The organism is Mycobacterium sp. NGS68 (genome assembly GCF_059812195.1).
In genome coordinates, this window is record NZ_JCALCE010000041.1 from 20,605 (window position 1) to 35,050 (window position 14,446).

The following is a 14,446-nucleotide window of genomic DNA, read 5'->3' on the forward strand; positions in this document are numbered from 1 at the left end:
GTCAATGACGTATGCGAGCGTGCCCGGCCTTCGCGCCGGCCTCGACGGCCCGGTGCTGAGGTTGACGCTGGACCGGCCCGACCACCGCAACGCGATCGACGACGACATGCTCGACGCCATGATCGGCCACATCACCGCGGCCGGATCGGACGAACGAGTGCGCGTCGTGCGCATCGACGGTGTGGGACCGGACTTCTGCGCCGGCAAGGACCTGATCGCGGCCAACTCGAAATCGGGCCCCAAGCCGCGGGTCGGAACCAACCAGCGCCGGTTGCCCCACACGGCACACCGGCTGATCCCGCTGTTGACGCAGACGCAGGTTCCCGTCGTCGCGGTGGTCCGGGGCTGGGTCGCGGGCCTCGGGTTCCACATCGCCTTGGCGGCCGACTTCTGCCTTGCCGCAACCGATTCCCGCTTCTGGGAACCGTTCATGGCCCGCGGCTTCACACCGGACAGCGGTGCGGGGTGGCTGTTGCCGCGACTCATCGGCCTGGTGCGAACCCGGCAGCTGCTGATGCTCGGCGAGGAGATATCCGGTGCCACCGCGGCCGAGTGGAACATCATCGCGGGCGCGCATCCGGCGGACCAATTGGATTGCGCCGCAGATAGCCTCGTCGCCAAGCTGGCCCAGGCGCCCACCGTCGCCCTCGGCCTGACCAAGTGGTTGCTGCACAGCGGCACCACTCTCGAACTGGACCGCTATCTGCACAACGAGGCGATGGCGCTGGAGCTGTCCGTCCGCAGCGAAGACTTCCGCGAGGGCCTGGCCGCATTCAAAGACAAGCGCGCTCCGCGCTTTCAGGGACGATGAGCCGGCCCCCGGTCACCGCCACTACCACCGTCGACGGCGCCGTCGCCGCGGTCAGGAAGTGGGTCGCCGAGCAGGTGCCACAGGAATGGCAACGGGCCGCCCGGGATGGGCCGGTCGCGTTGCGTGCTGTCCGCACGCCGGACGACTACCGGCGCTGGTACCCAGCCTTCGCTGCGTCGGGCCTCGTCGCGCCGACGTGGAAGGTGGAATACGGTGGCCTCGGCGTCGGCAGCGACGTCGCCCGCGCGATCGAGGGGGTGCTGGCGCCGCTGCGGCTGGGCAGGCTGAATCCTTTGGGTCTCAACAACACCGCGGCCGCCCTGTTCAGCCACGGAACCGAACAGCAGCGGCTGCGGTTCCTGCCGCCGATCGTCCGCAACGAGGAATTGTGGTGTCAATTGTTCTCCGAACCCGGCGCCGGCTCGGACCTCGCATCGCTGGGCACCCGCGCCGTCCAAGACGGTTCGGGGACAGGAGACTGGATCATCTCCGGCCAGAAGGTCTGGACCACCTGGGCCGATACCGCCCATTTCGGCATCCTGCTGGCCCGCACCGATCCAGACCGCCCCAAACACACCGGTATCACCTATTTTCTGCTGGACATGCACCAGCCGGGCGTGCAGGTGCGCCCGCTGCGCCAGATCACCGGGGAGACCGAGTTCAACGAGGTATTCCTCGACGAGGCAAGGGTTCCTGACGCGTACCGTATCGGCGAGGTGAACGACGGTTGGCGGGTCAGCGCCTCCACGCTGTCCAGTGAGCGGCAGATGGTGTCCGGCGACACGGGCCGCATGGGCGGCTCCAGCGCCGAGCGGCTGATCGACCTCGCTAAACGCACCGGCCGCTGGGACGACCCGGTCATTCGCGACAAGGTGATGCGGCTGTGGGCGCAGGAGAAGATCCGCGGCTGGACCAATGCCCGCGTGCGCGCCGCACTTTCGGCCGGACAGTCACCGGGGGCGGCCTCGTCGATCGGTAAGGTGCACCAGGCCACACTCAATCAGCAGATCCAGGATCTGATGGTCGACCTATTGGGCACCTCGGCGCTCGCGTGGCCGGCCGGGGACGATGCCGACGCGCTGCCCCGCGAGGTGCACGGCATGCTGCGCAGTCTCGCCAACGGCACCGAGGGCGGCACCACCGACATCAACAAGAACATCCTCGGGGAACGCGTGCTCGGACTGCCCAAGGAACCCGATCCCTGGAAGGGCAAGCCCTGGAAAGACATCCCACGCTCGTGAGCGGCTACCAACGCCTGATCGTCGAGAAGCAGGACGGCATCGGCTGGCTGATCCTGAACCGGCCGGAGTCCGGCAACGCGTTCGACGCCCGCATGCTCGACGAACTCGAGGCGGCCTGGTCGCAACTGGACGACGACCCCGACGTGCGGGTGATCGTCAACACCGCCAACGGCAAGTCCTTCTGTACCGGCATGGACCTGGGGCAGGTCGCGCGGGACAAGGAAGCGATGCGGCGGCACTCCCGCCGCACCCGGGACGCCGAGCTGAGGATCTCGTCATGGCAGTGCGGTGTCTGGAAGCCCGTCATCGCGGCCGTCAACGGGGTCTGCGCCGGTGGGGGCATGCACCTGGTCGCCGACGCGGACATCGTCATCGCAGCGGGGGGTGCGTCGTTCGTCGACCCGCACGTCTCGCTGGGCCAGGCCGTCGCCTACGAGGCCATCACGCTGCTGCGCAAGTCCCCGATGGAGGCCATCCTGCGAATGGCGTTGACCGGCAAAGGCGAACGCATCTCGGCCGATCGCGCATATCAGCTCGGCATCGTGTCCGAGGTGGTCGACGACGGGCAGTTGCGCGCTGCGGCGGCCCGCGTGGCGGCGGCGGTCGCGTCGAACTCGCCGACTGCCCTGCGCGCCACCAAGATCGCGCTGTGGCATTCCCTGGAGGTTGGCCTGAGCGACGCCTGCGCTCATGCCCGCGAGCTGATCTGGGAACTGCGCGATCACCCCGACCACGCCGAGGGCGCCCGCGCCTGGCGCACAAAGCGTCAGCCGCGTTGGCAACCCGCGGCCAGATTCGCTACGGAGGCGCGACCGTGACCGAGGGCTATCACCACCTGATCGTGGAGCGGCGCGGCCCGGTCGGCTGGATCATCAACAATCGTCCGGAACGGCTCAACGCCTACAACGCCGTGATGCGCGCCGAGTTCCCCAGGGCGTGGACCGAACTCGACCGCGATCCCGAGGTGCGGGTGATCGTGCACACCGGCAATGGCCGGGCCTTCCAGACCGGTGCCGACGTGAATGACCTTGACGGCGAAGGAATTCTGCAGTTCCAGGAGGCCATGCGTACGCTGGATCTGCGGCTGACCGGGGCGAACATGAACGTCGGCAAGCCGGTGATCACGGCCGTCAACGGGGTGTGCGCGGGCGGTGGCCTGCACTGGGTCGCCGACGCCGACGTGGTGATCGCCGCCTCGGATGCCACCTTCCTGGACCCGCACGTGTCCATCGGACAGGTCAGCGCGCTGGAGACGATCGCGCTGATGCGCAAGATGCCGGCCGGGGCGGTCCTGCGAATGGCGTTGGTGGGCAGCCACGAACGGCTCACCGCGCAACGCGCATACGAACTGGGCATGATCAGCCAGGTGGTGGACCCGCCTGAGATGCTGCGCGATACGGCGCAGGAACTCGCCGAGAAGATCGCCCGCAACTCCCCCGCGGCGATGCGGGCCACCAAGCGGGCACTGTGGGGAGCGCTCGAGTACGGCCTGACCGACGCCTGCCGCGCCGGCGCCGAACATCTGACCTCGATGTGGGGACACCCCGACCAGAACGAGGGACCGGTGGCGTTCGCCGAGAAGCGTGTTCCCAATTGGCTTCCCCTGGAACCGGACTCATGACGCTTGCCGATGTGCTGGACGGCATCCCGGAGATCCCGGTCCACACCCGCAACGGCGATGTGCCCGCCGCCGCCCTGACGGACAGCGCCGAGCGGCTCGGCCGGATACTCGCAGAGCTGGGCCTGACGACCGGGCAGGTCGTGGCGGCGATGATGCCCAACGACGCCAACACGGTCGCGGCCCTCTTCGGGACCTGGCACGCCGGCGGGGTCTACACGCCGCTCAATCCCCGCGCCGCGGACGCCGAACTGACCGCCCAGCTGCAGCTGCTGGATCCGGTCGCGGTGGTCACGACCGACGACCTCGCATACCGCTTCACGGCCTGTGGGAGGCATGTCGTGACGTGCACCGGCCTGGCCTGGTCCGAGCGGCGCCACGACGTCAAACCGCGCCAGGTGCGCGCCTACGGGCCCGAAGTGGCGTTGTTGCAGTTCACTTCCGGCACCACCGGCGCCCCTAAACCCGTTCCACTGAACCATGAAACCGTCCTCGACCTGATCGACCGGCTGCTGGCCAGGCTGCGCGGCGCCAAACCGGTGGCGGGCAACCGAACACCGGTTCCCAACCTGGTGCCGCTGTCGTTGTCCCTGTGGGCCGGAATCTATCAGGTGCTGTTCGCTTTTCGCGCCGGCTCCGGCGTCGTGCTGATGGACCGGTTCACGCCGGCCGACTTCGCCGCCCTGGTTCGTCGGCATCAGGCGCGCTCCACGGTGCTGCCGCCGGCCGCCTTGACGATGATCCTGCACGACGACGAGATCACCGACCTGTCGCCATTGAAGATCGTGCGCTCGATCACCGCTCCCCTCGCGCCGGCGCAGGCCCGCCGATTCCGCGACCGGTTCGGGGTGATCGTGCTCAATTCCTATGGGCAGACCGAACTCGGCGGTGAGGTCGTCGGCTGGTCGGCCGCCGACGCCCGCGAGTACGGCGAGACCAAGCTCGGTTCGGTCGGACGCCCGCTGCCGGGCATCGACGTCACGGTGCGCGACGACGAGGTCATGGTCCGCACCCCCACGACCGCGGCACGCAAGATCGACGCGCAGTTCCACGACCGCCTGACCGACGACGGCTGGTTCCACACCGGCGACCTCGGGTGGTTCGACGATGACGGCTTCCTGTGGCTCGACGGCCGCATCTCGGACATGATCAACCGCGGTGGCCTGAAGGTGTTCCCGGGCACCGTCGAGGACGTGCTGGCCGCCGCCACGGGTGTCCGGGAGGCGGCGGTGGTCGGGATCGCCGACGAGCGCGTTGGCGAGGTGCCCTGGGCGTTCGTGGTGCGTGCCGACGAGCGAGTGAGCGCCGCGGACCTGCTGACCTGGTGCCGGGAGCGGCTGTCGCCGTACCGGGTACCCGAACGGATCGTGTTCGTGGACCGACTGCCGCGCAACGACACCGGCAAGATCGTCAAGCGTGAGCTCGCCGCGTTAGCCGAACCGTGAACGCAGTTCGGCCTTGAGCACTTTGCCGGTCATGTTGCGCGGCAACACGTCCACCATTTCGAGGCGCTCCGGAAACTTGTGTCGGCTCAGTCCGGCCGCGCGGCAATGCGCCACCAGGGAATCCAGCTCGATCCCGGCGTCGGAGGCCGGCACCACCACGGCACACACCCGTTCGCCGGTGCGCACGTCCGGCACCCCGATGACGGCTACGTCGGCGACGTGCGGATGCGTCACCAACACCCCTTCGACCTCGAGCGCCGATATGTTTTCCGCGTTGCGGATGATCGCGTCCTTGATTCGGCCGGTGATCGCGATGTTGCCGTCGGCGTCGATGCGGCCGCGGTCCCCGCTGCGGAACCAGCCGTCGGAGTCGAATGCGTCCGCGTCCAGGGCCGGATCGACGTAGCCGAGAAAACACTGCGGACCCTTGAGGCGCAATTCGCCTTCCCCGCCGGAGCCGACGTCGTGCCCCGAATCGTCGACGACCCGGACTTGGACTCCGCGCACCGGCGGCCCGACAGTGTGGTCCATCACGGCGGGCTCCGCGTCGGTCGGGGGCGAGGTCACCACCGGAAACTCGGTCAGCCCCCACGAATTCGCGATACCGGGCACCGAGAACGTCTCGCGGACTTGTCTTCCCAGCTCAGGTGTGATCGGAGCACCGCCGCCCAGACAGGCTCGCAGTTCCGGGAAGAGCGGGGTCTCGCCGTGCCGCCCCTGGGCCGCCATGAACGCCACGAAAAACGGCGTGGCCGTGCCGAGAAAGGTGGGGCGGTGCGCGGCGATCGCTGCCGGTGACGTCGCCGCGTCGAAGTGGTCGAACAACACCAGCCGCATGCCCGTCAACATGCTCCCGGCCAGCATCACTGCCCCGCCGATGTGGGAAACCGGAAACGCGATCGGGTTGACATCGGCACTCGTCGCGCCGACCATGCCCACCACGCCCGCCGACCCGGCGACCACCGACCCGTCGTTGTGCCGCACACCCTTTGGGGCCGCCGTCGTCCCCGATGTGTAGTAGACCCAGCGGGCCTCGTCACCCGACCTCGGCGGCGGGGGCAGGGCAGCGGGATCACCGGCGGGCAACCGAAGCCCGTCTTGCGGCGCCGCTTCATGGTCGACGACGATCGTCGCCAATCCCAGGTCTGCCGCCAAGGCGCCGTGGTCGAAGCCGCGCCACACCCCGGGAACGATCAGCACCTCGGTGCCGAGTTGGGCTGTGACAAAACCGACTTCACTCTCACGCCAGATCGGCAATATCGGATTCTGCACGGCGCCCAGGCGGGCCAGGGCGAGCATGACCACCATCGTCTCCAGCGTCGTCGGCAGTTGCCACGACACCACCGATCCGGCGCCGATACCCCGCGCCGCAAGTGCCGCCGCGCTGCGTTCCGCCGCGTCCCGCAGTTGCAGGTTGGTCAGGCTGCGGCCGTAGTCGTCGCACAGGATCAGCCGATCGAGATGGTGGCGCGCGGCCGTTTCGACGAGTCCCCAGTAGGTGTCGCTCACGTGGTCACCACCGCCTCAATCTGGCTCGCGCGTGAAAGTCACGACGCGACACGCCAGGTTACCGTCAGCACGATAACGTCTATTCTCATGCCCGGACCCACACTCGCGGAACTCCTCACACCAGCCACCACCGCCCTCGTCACGCAGGAATGCCAGGGCGGAGTCATCGGCCCGAACGCGGGGCTCCGGATGCTTGCCGACGCGGCGCGTCCCGTGGCGATTCCCAACATCGGCCTGCTGCTCGACGCGGCCCGTGGCGCGGGTGTCACCGTCGTGCACTGCCTGATGCAGCGGCGCGCCGACGGCCGCGGATCCAACACGAATGCGCGGCTGTTCGCGGCGGGCAAGTCGATGCGGGTCGACTTGGCGCCCGGCAGCGAAGGCGGCTCGGTGCTGCCGGAATTCGGTCCGGCGCCCAGCGACCTGGTGCTGACCCGGACCCACGGGGTCGGGCCGATGACCGGCACCGACCTGGATTCGGTGCTGCGCAACCTCGGGATCAGAACGATTGTCGGCGTCGGCGTTTCGGTCAACGTCGCGATACCCAACTTCGTGATGGACGCCGTCAACCGGGCATACCAGTTCGTGCTGCCCCGCGATGCCGTCGCGGGCTTCCCGCAGGACTACGTCGACGCCGTGATCGACAACACCCTGGCGCTGCTCGCGACCGTGACCACGACAGCCGAGGTCGTCAAGGCCTGGACGTAGACCGTCAGCACCCGAGTCGGTCGGCGAGGTCGAGGAAGTCGGCCGCGTTGATGTCGAACTCGTCGGAATAGCCCACGTCCGCGACGCCGTCGGCCCCGAACTCCAGCGGCCGCGCGACGAAGGCGGTGCGAAAGCCCAGGCCGCCCGCCGCACGGATGTCGTACTTGTGGCTCGCCACCATCATGATCTCGGCGGGATCCAGGCCGAGATACTTGGCGGCCATCCGATAGCCGGCCGGGTCCGGTTTGAACACCCCGGCCATCTCGGCGGCGAAGATGACGTCCCAGGGCAGGCCCGCGCGCTTGGAGATGTTGACCACCGCGCTGACATCGGCGTTGGACAGCGTGGCCAGGGTGTACGCGGTCTTGAGCCGGGTCAGTCCGGGCACCACGTCCGGCCACGGCCGCAGCCGCTGCCACGCCAGCGCGAGATCCTCACGCTCGGCCGGCGAGAATCCGGTCATGCCGGCGTCGTTCAGCACGGCGTCCAACGCGGCGCGATACACCGAGTGCACGGAAACCCACGGGCCTCCGCCGGCGCACTCCAACGCGGCAAAATAGCCTGCGCGCCAACGCCTTACCAGTTCAGGCCAGTCGGCGTCGGGGTAACGCCCCGCGCTGATCCGCCGCGCCTCGGCGCAGACGGTGGAGTGAAAGTCCGTCGCCGTACCCTGCACGTCGAACAACAACGCCTTCACCGCGTGGGTCATCATCCAATGTTCCCAGGCCGCGAATCTACGATGTGCCTCGTGGCCGACGAACCGACCGAGACCGAACCCGACTACCGCTTCACCCTGGCCAACGAGCGGACGTTTCTGGCCTGGCAGCGCACGTCGCTCGGGTTGCTCGCGTCGGCGGTCGCGTTGGTGCAACTCGTTCCCGAACTGGCGATCCCCGGTGCGCGCCGACTGCTCGGCATCGGGCTTGCCGCGCTGGCGATCTTCACCAGCGCCATGGGCCTGGTGCGCTGGCGGCAGGCGGACCGCGCGATGCGCCGCAACCAGCCGTTGCCGCGCCATCCCACGCCGGGCTTTCTCGCGGTGGGCCTGATCGTGCTCGGTGTCCTCGCCCTCGGCCTGGTGATCGCCAAGGCGGTGTGGGGGTGAGCCGGCCGACGGCGGCGGGCGGACCGAGTCGCGGGCTGCAGGCCGAGCGCACCCGGTTGGCGTGGACCCGGACGTCGTTCTCGTTCCTGGTCAACGGCGTGCTCCTGGCGCTGAAGAACGTGCACAATTCCGAAGGGCTGGTCGCGCAGATCCCGACCGCGCTGGCGGCCGCCGTCGCGCTCGGTACGTACCTGATCTCGGTGCGACGCGAGCGTGTCCTCGCGATCCGTCCTTTGCCGCCGCGGATCACGCCGCGCCGCGAGGTGTACATCATCGGGCTGAGCACGCTGGTACTGGTCCTCGTGACGGCGGTCGCACACTTGATCTGAGCGCCGCTATGACACGTCGGCGATCGAAACCGTCGGCGCGGCAAGGTCGGTGACGTTATCGGCGACGTGGTCCCGTCGGCCGTCGGTCACCACGAACAGGGTTCCGGCGGGCGGCTTCGGTGTCGTGGGCGCGACGAAGGCGACGACGTTGCCGTCCAGCCGTCTGGACACCAGCGTCTGCTCGGAATCCGCCTGAACCCACTTGCCCTGGTCCAGTTTCCACGCCGTCGTCGAAATCGCGGAGGTCCCCGCGCACGCCTGCTGGGCGGCGCTTATGTGAAGCAGGCCGTCCCTATCCCACCAAATCGCCCTGGTGGTGCCACGATTGTCGATCGCATACGGCGTGGGCGCCGACGTCAGCGCACCCGTTGCGGTATCGATCACGCCGACGGCATCTTTCGGGCAGGCCGCGCGTATCGCAGTGACATACGCAAACTTCCGCCCGTCGGGACTCGGAAAGCCAACGCGGATGGGCTGTTTGTCGGGTGCGGGGCCTAGGGGATGGAACGCGAGGTCACGGCCCATCGCGACGAGGTCATCGCCGCTGTCGGGCGCCCCGCCCGGCCGGACGAAGACCGCGATTCCGCCGGCTAAGCTAATCAGGCGCGTGCCCGCGGGCAGATCGACCGGTTTCCTGGTCGGCGCCGCGCCCGGATTGCCCAGGTCGACGGACACCAGGTTGGGGGCCTCCCACCACGTGATGGTGTCTCCCCCGCCGGCGAACACCCGCTCGGCGGTGGACGGGATGGTCCTGGCGGAGTGGGCCGCAAATCCGACGGCGACGATCTGGCTGCCGTTGGCGGCGGCGACGAACTTGCCGCTCTCGGTGAAGACCGGGTACCTGGGCTCGGCCGAGGAGGCGACGGTCGCGGTGACGGTCGAGCCGCGAACGAGGGCGAGCTGAGCGGCGGTGGTGAACGCGAAACCGGGCTGCGTGGCAGTGCTGACGGTGGCGCGCGGCCCGCCGCAGCCGACCACCGCCGCGACGGCGACGCACAGCGCCGCCAACCGGGTCCGGAGTATCGGCAGGCCCATGCTCAGCGGCTCAGCACGGCGATGGCTTTGTTGAAGTAGGCGAGGCGGTCGTCATACCCCGTGAGCCCGCCGTTGATCGCGCGGGTGACGGCCGCGAAGTTGCCGGTTTCCGCGGCCTGGTTGAGCGGCACGACGCTGCCGTCGGGCAACGTCGCGGGGTGGTTGTTCCAGAACCAGGTCGCGACCTTGAAGCCGTACTCGGGGCTGGCGACCAGGTCGGGGTTGTTGACCAGGTCGACACCCAGCGCCTGTCCGGCGAGGTCGTAATTGTGCCGTCCCGTGAGCTGGATCGGCCCGCGCCCCCGGTACCGGTAGCCGTCGCCGGGCTGCGTGTTCCCGAGCTGTCCGGACACATTTGTGTAGGAACCGCCGACGCCGTCGAGGGTGCCGGGAGGGAAGGTGACGCCCGCATACTCGGGACCGTACATCTTGGTGCACTCGGCTTCGCTGCGCAGCTCCGACCAGTACTTCAGTTCGCCCGACTCCACGGCGAACGTGGCCAAGAACGCGGCGCGCGCCTCGGGCGAGGTCATTCCCGCCTGCTGCATCGCATCGCTGAGCGGACCCGCGTATCGTTCGCAGTCCGCCATCGACAGCGTCGGGAAGATCTCGTGCAGCTGTTCGGCAGTAACGCCCGGCCCGGGTGGCGGCGGTTGCTGAGGCAGCGGCAACCCGTTGGCGTCCAGTTTGACGTCGCCGACGGCACCGCGCAGCGCGTTGGCCAGCTCCTGATCGGCCGTTTGCGCCTGAACCTTGACCTTGTCCAGATCCTGCTGCAGGAGCTGCCAGGCGGTGACGAACTGCAGGTCGCGCGAGCGGCCCTGGCCGGTGTTGCCGATGTCGATCTTCCAGTCCGGGGTCACCGTCCAGCGGTTGCGGCGCGCGGTGTCGTCGATGTCGGCCAGGGCCGTCTTGCATGCGGCGATGTCCTTCTCCGCGCGCGATACCGCCGCCGCCACCCGTCCCGACTCCTGCCCGTGCTCGTCGAGGTCGGCGCGCACCTTGCCCGCCTCCTGGCGGAACGCGTCACCGCCGGCGCCGTGCCAGTCCGCCAGGTTGTGCTCGACGTCCCGCAAATTTTCCCCGAGCCGGTGCAGGGTCTTCCCGCGGTCGGTGGCGATGTCGAACACCCGTTGAATCGCGCCGACATCCCATGCCCGCACATCGTCGGTGGTCAGTGGGGTCACCCGGCGATCGTATGCAGGGCCGGCGACGCTAAGCATCGGTCATCGCGATCCGATGAGACGCGTTGCGGCGAGCCGAACCCGCTACCAGAGATAGACGACGGCGTCCTGCCCGCCGGAGCACCGGATCCACGGTTGCGACCCGTCCCCGGCGCATTGCATGCGGAAGTTCGCCGGATTGCTCGGGTCGCAGTTCGCGCCGGGGATGGTGGCGCAGGACACGGCGCCCCGAGCCGATACCTGCCGCGGCGCGAGGCTGGCGTTGCCGTATTCGTTCCAGTACGCCTGCAGCACGGAGTTGGCGAAAAAGCAGGACGTCCGGTCGGAGCCGCGTCCGGCGCGCGTCCCGAACCCGGTCCGATTAGCCACGGTAAAGGGCTGATCGCAGGTCGTGCGGGTGGCACTCTGATCCGGGCCGAGTACCAGCGGCGGCGGCACGTTTCCGCTCGGCAACGACTCGGTCGAGGGTTGCGGCGCCTGCGCGCTGTTCGAAGTCGCGCCGACGGACGTGGCCGTACTGGTAGTCGACTCGGCCGCGGGGGCCGAGTTGGAGTTCATCTTTGCGACGAGCCCGATGATGATGCCGACCGCACCGAGCAGCAGCGCGGCGGAGACCGCGATCACGGTCGGCACCACCCACCGCGACCCGCCGGGCGCTTCGTCAGGCGTGACCGGAGCGGGCGCCGGCGGCGGAAAGTACTGCGGTGCGGCGGGTCTCGGTGGCGGCTGCGGCGGCCGCTGCGGCTGCGGTGTGGGCGGCCACGACCGGTACTGGGTGGGCGCCGTCTCCGGCGTGTGGACCGGCGCGTTGACCGGCGGGTCGATTTGGGTGGTGACCGCGTCTTTCAGCGCCCTCGCCGCCGCCCGCCCCAATGCGCCCGCGCTGCCATAGCGGTCGTCGGGTTCTTTGGCCATGCCGCGCGCAATGACCTCGTCGAAGGCCGGGGGAACGGCCGGATTCGTGACGCTGGGCCGGGGCGGCGGCATCGTGATATGCGCCGCGATCATCGCCTGCTGACTCCCGTCGGGGAACGGCAGCACACCGGTCAGGCATTCGTACAGCACGCACGCCAGCGAGTAGATGTCGATCGCGGGCGTGATTTCCTTGTCGCGAAACCGTTCCGGCGCCATGTAGGCCCAGGATCCGATGGCGGCCCCGACCTGCGTCAGACGCGTGTCGCCCGTGTCGCCCATCGCTTCGGCGATGCCGAAATCCACCAGGTAAGCGAAATCGGCCGGTGTGACGAGAACGTTCTGCGGCTTGACATCCCGATGGATCAGCCCTTCGGCGTGCGCCGCATCCAGCGCCGCCGCGACCTGGCTGACGATGGAGACCGCCCGCTCCGGGTCCAGGGGGCGCTCTTCGAGCATGGCTTGCAGGTCGGTCCCGCGGACCAGTCGCATGTCGATGAACAGTGACCCGTCAATCTCCCCATACCCGTGAATCGGAATGACATGCGGCTCTTGCAACATGGCCGCGGCGTGGGATTCGCGCTCGAACCGCAGACGGTACCGGCGATCGTCCGCGTACTGACTCTTGATGATCTTCAGCGCGACGGTTCGGTTGATCTGGTTGTCACGGGCCTCGTAGACCTCGCCCATTCCCCCTTGCCCGAGAAGACCGGTGATCGTGTATTTGCCGAAGGTTGTCCCGACTCTGGGATCAGTCACCGCACCTCCTTATTCGCACGCACAGTATGCGCCAATGCGCATGTCAGCCACCACACTTTCCGGCAGGTAGCGCCGCGAGGTGTTGGCGCAGCCACCCGGCCACCTCGTCCAGATCCTTGGTGCCGTCGGCGAATTGCCCGGACGCGGGTTCGGCGGCGACGGCGACGGCAACCTTTCCGGTCGGGGTGGTCACGATGCCCACCTGTCGCACAAGGTATTTGCCGGTCGGCGACGGCCCCCACCCACCTTTGAACTCGGTGTCGGTGATGCCGCCGATTCCCCAACTCTGGTTCTGTACGACGTGGCCCATGAGTGCGAACACCGGGCCGTTGTCGCTATTGCAGTAGGCGCTGGCGATGAACCGGACCTGATTGCTGAGCGACCAGATCGTCTGCCCGAACGCGGTGTATTCCGGCCGCACCTTCCGGTATTCGACGACGGTCGGATCGCCGGTCTCGCGCAGGACCTGTTGCACCTGCTGTCCCGCGACGACGGGTTCACCGAGCTGCGCCCACAGCCGTTCGGCCGCGGCATTGTCGGATTCGGTGATCGCAGCCCGCATCGTGTCGGTGATTTGGTGGGGGCTCTGCTGCCGGTACGCCGCGATCACCAGCGGCACCTTGCTCGTCGACCAGGCCGGCCCCTCGGTCCAGTCGCCCAGGACGATGGGCGCCTGCGCTTCGCCGACGGCACTCACGACGACGCCGATCTTGGCGTTCAGCCTTGCCTGCAATTGGTTGAAGTCCGCGACCAGCGGGTTGCTATGCGGCGGTGGCGGTGTCGAGGCCACGGTCGCCGCCGGCGGTGAACTTTTCGGCGTCGACGTCCGCGAAGGCGCGGACGGACCGAGGTGGTAGCCGAAGACGATGGACAGCGTCACGATCGCGGCCATCAGCACCAGCGTCACGAAGATCGCGATCGCGCGTCGCGCGCGCCGACCCCGCCGCTTTGGCCGGGCGAGGCTGTGCCGCCCGCCGGACTTCCCCGTGGGCGTCACCGTCGGCACCTCGTTACCGCACCGGTTGCTGTCAACGATGCTCCGCTAGCCGGGCCCGGCTTTGCCCGTCAGGTACGCGACTATCCCCTTGGTGACGGCCGCGGCATACTGCGCGCGGCCGTCGGCGCTTTCGATCCTGGCCGCGTCTTCCGCGTTGCGCATGTTTCCAAGTTCGACGAGCACCGCGGGGTATTCGGCCAGATTCAGCCCGGCGAGGTCTGCCCGGCCGTACAGCCCGTCGGATCCGATGTAGTTGGCGGGTTGCAGGCCCGAGGCGGCCAGGGCGTCGCGCATCGTCCGCGCCAATTGCATCGCCGGGCCCGACTGGGCCTCGTTCAGCGGCGGATTGGAGTAGTTGACGTGGAATCCGTGGCCGGACGGCGGCCCCCCGTCGGCGTGGATGCTGACGATCGCGTCCGGGCGCATCGCGTTCGCCCGCGCGGCACGCTCGTCGACGCACGGTCCCACGGAGCCGTCGTTTTCTCTCGACAGCTGGGTGCGCACGCCGAGCTGGTTGAGGGCCGCGGCGATTTGCCCGACGACATCCCAGGTGAACGCGTGCTCCGGATAGCCGCCGTTGCCCGACGTCCCCGACGTGTTGCACTGCTTCGTGCCGCCCCGGCCGTTGGGCACCTGGCGGTTGATCGAGGCGTCGGCGACGGCGTTGTGGCCGGGATCGAGGAAGACACCCATGCCGGAGATGCCGGCCGACGCGCGCGGCGGGTCGGCCAGCAGGGCGCCGAGGATGACCGGCGCGACACCGGCGTATCTCAGGACCTCGCGCCTGCACAAC

Annotated in this window: 15 protein-coding genes; 8 read left to right on the top strand and 7 right to left on the bottom strand. The window is 68.8% G+C overall.

Translation table 11 applies throughout. The annotated features are described in order from the left end of the window. Positions 1 to 4: 4 nt before the first annotated feature. The 5 genes from AC5Y5V_RS27620 to AC5Y5V_RS27640 are packed head-to-tail and all read left to right on the top strand — an operon-like array spanning position 5 to position 5,115. Complete coding sequence (locus AC5Y5V_RS27620) at positions 5 to 811, top strand: enoyl-CoA hydratase/isomerase family protein (protein WP_499941550.1); 807 nt, start codon at positions 5 to 7, stop codon at positions 809 to 811. Next, positions 808 to 2,052, top strand: coding sequence for an acyl-CoA dehydrogenase family protein (locus AC5Y5V_RS27625; RefSeq protein ID WP_499941552.1), 1,245 nt, complete (start codon positions 808 to 810; stop codon positions 2,050 to 2,052). Before AC5Y5V_RS27620 ends, AC5Y5V_RS27625 begins: the two co-directional genes overlap by 4 nt. Next, entirely contained in the window at positions 2,049 to 2,870 is an 822-nt protein-coding gene (locus tag AC5Y5V_RS27630) for an enoyl-CoA hydratase/isomerase family protein (RefSeq protein WP_499941555.1), read from the top strand. Before AC5Y5V_RS27625 ends, AC5Y5V_RS27630 begins: the two co-directional genes overlap by 4 nt. Beyond that, on the top strand, positions 2,867 to 3,673 hold the full coding sequence (locus AC5Y5V_RS27635; RefSeq protein ID WP_499941558.1) for an enoyl-CoA hydratase/isomerase family protein: 807 nt from the start codon (positions 2,867 to 2,869) through the stop codon (positions 3,671 to 3,673). The genes AC5Y5V_RS27630 and AC5Y5V_RS27635 overlap by 4 nt, the downstream gene beginning before the upstream one ends. After that, on the top strand, positions 3,670 to 5,115 hold the full coding sequence (locus tag AC5Y5V_RS27640; protein ID WP_499941560.1) for a class I adenylate-forming enzyme family protein: 1,446 nt from the start codon (positions 3,670 to 3,672) through the stop codon (positions 5,113 to 5,115). Before AC5Y5V_RS27635 ends, AC5Y5V_RS27640 begins: the two co-directional genes overlap by 4 nt. Here AC5Y5V_RS27640 and AC5Y5V_RS27645 read toward each other — a convergent pair. Continuing rightward, positions 5,101 to 6,624 (bottom strand): class I adenylate-forming enzyme family protein, encoded by a 1,524-nt coding sequence (locus tag AC5Y5V_RS27645; protein ID WP_499941562.1) that lies wholly within the window; start codon positions 6,622 to 6,624, stop codon positions 5,101 to 5,103. The genes AC5Y5V_RS27640 and AC5Y5V_RS27645 overlap by 15 nt on opposite strands. 87 nt (positions 6,625 to 6,711) lie before the next feature. On the opposite strand from AC5Y5V_RS27645, the gene AC5Y5V_RS27650 reads away from it, so the two are divergent. Further along, a complete protein-coding gene (locus AC5Y5V_RS27650) occupies positions 6,712 to 7,332 on the top strand; it encodes a cysteine hydrolase family protein (protein WP_499941564.1) in 621 nt (206 codons plus the stop codon). 4 nt (positions 7,333 to 7,336) lie between these two features. Here AC5Y5V_RS27650 and AC5Y5V_RS27655 read toward each other — a convergent pair whose 3' ends face one another. Then, positions 7,337 to 8,041, bottom strand: coding sequence for a haloacid dehalogenase type II (locus AC5Y5V_RS27655; RefSeq protein ID WP_499941603.1), 705 nt, complete (start codon positions 8,039 to 8,041; stop codon positions 7,337 to 7,339). A gap of 30 nt (positions 8,042 to 8,071) precedes the next feature. On the opposite strand from AC5Y5V_RS27655, the gene AC5Y5V_RS27660 reads away from it, so the two are divergent. Both AC5Y5V_RS27660 and AC5Y5V_RS27665 read left to right on the top strand, forming a co-directional pair. Next, positions 8,072 to 8,437 (top strand): YidH family protein, encoded by a 366-nt coding sequence (locus AC5Y5V_RS27660; RefSeq protein ID WP_499941566.1) that lies wholly within the window; start codon positions 8,072 to 8,074, stop codon positions 8,435 to 8,437. Next, positions 8,434 to 8,766 (top strand): DUF202 domain-containing protein, encoded by a 333-nt coding sequence (locus AC5Y5V_RS27665; RefSeq protein ID WP_499941569.1) that lies wholly within the window; start codon positions 8,434 to 8,436, stop codon positions 8,764 to 8,766. Before AC5Y5V_RS27660 ends, AC5Y5V_RS27665 begins: the two co-directional genes overlap by 4 nt. A gap of 6 nt (positions 8,767 to 8,772) precedes the next feature. Here the strand turns inward: AC5Y5V_RS27665 and AC5Y5V_RS27670 are convergent, their stop codons facing one another. The 5 genes from AC5Y5V_RS27670 to AC5Y5V_RS27690 all read right to left on the bottom strand — a co-directional run bounded on the left by AC5Y5V_RS27670 (position 8,773) and on the right by AC5Y5V_RS27690 (position 14,445). Next, a complete protein-coding gene (locus AC5Y5V_RS27670) occupies positions 8,773 to 9,801 on the bottom strand; it encodes a hypothetical protein (RefSeq protein WP_499941571.1) in 1,029 nt (342 codons plus the stop codon). A 2-nt stretch (positions 9,802 to 9,803) separates the two neighbouring features. Then, a complete protein-coding gene (locus AC5Y5V_RS27675; protein WP_499941573.1) occupies positions 9,804 to 10,988 on the bottom strand; it encodes a glycoside hydrolase family 19 protein in 1,185 nt (394 codons plus the stop codon). 81 nt (positions 10,989 to 11,069) lie between these two features. Then, positions 11,070 to 12,656, bottom strand: coding sequence for a serine/threonine-protein kinase (locus AC5Y5V_RS27680; protein WP_499941575.1), 1,587 nt, complete (start codon positions 12,654 to 12,656; stop codon positions 11,070 to 11,072). 43 nt (positions 12,657 to 12,699) lie between these two features. Beyond that, entirely contained in the window at positions 12,700 to 13,653 is a 954-nt protein-coding gene (locus tag AC5Y5V_RS27685; RefSeq protein WP_499941577.1) for a serine hydrolase, read from the bottom strand. Between the two features lie 45 nt (positions 13,654 to 13,698). Next, positions 13,699 to 14,445 carry an Rv3717 family N-acetylmuramoyl-L-alanine amidase gene (locus AC5Y5V_RS27690; RefSeq protein ID WP_499941605.1) on the bottom strand — a complete coding sequence of 249 codons (747 nt, stop codon included), beginning with the start codon at positions 14,443 to 14,445 and terminating at the stop codon, positions 13,699 to 13,701. Position 14,446: the final 1 nt, after the last annotated feature.

What these genes read in the sequence shown, in the direction of transcription:
- AC5Y5V_RS27620 (WP_499941550.1), top strand. Translation starts at nt 5, where the DNA reads ATGACGTATGCGAGCGTGCCCGGCCTTCGCGCCGGCCTCGACGGCCCG.
- AC5Y5V_RS27625 (WP_499941552.1), top strand. Translation starts at nt 808, where the DNA reads ATGAGCCGGCCCCCGGTCACCGCCACTACCACCGTCGACGGCGCCGTC.
- AC5Y5V_RS27640 (WP_499941560.1), top strand. Translation starts at nt 3,670, where the DNA reads ATGACGCTTGCCGATGTGCTGGACGGCATCCCGGAGATCCCGGTCCAC.
- AC5Y5V_RS27650 (WP_499941564.1), top strand. Translation starts at nt 6,712, where the DNA reads ATGCCCGGACCCACACTCGCGGAACTCCTCACACCAGCCACCACCGCC.
- AC5Y5V_RS27655 (WP_499941603.1), bottom strand. Translation starts at nt 8,041, where the DNA reads ATGACCCACGCGGTGAAGGCGTTGTTGTTCGACGTGCAGGGTACGGCG.
- AC5Y5V_RS27660 (WP_499941566.1), top strand. Translation starts at nt 8,072, where the DNA reads ATGTGCCTCGTGGCCGACGAACCGACCGAGACCGAACCCGACTACCGC.
- AC5Y5V_RS27670 (WP_499941571.1), bottom strand. Translation starts at nt 9,801, where the DNA reads ATGGGCCTGCCGATACTCCGGACCCGGTTGGCGGCGCTGTGCGTCGCC.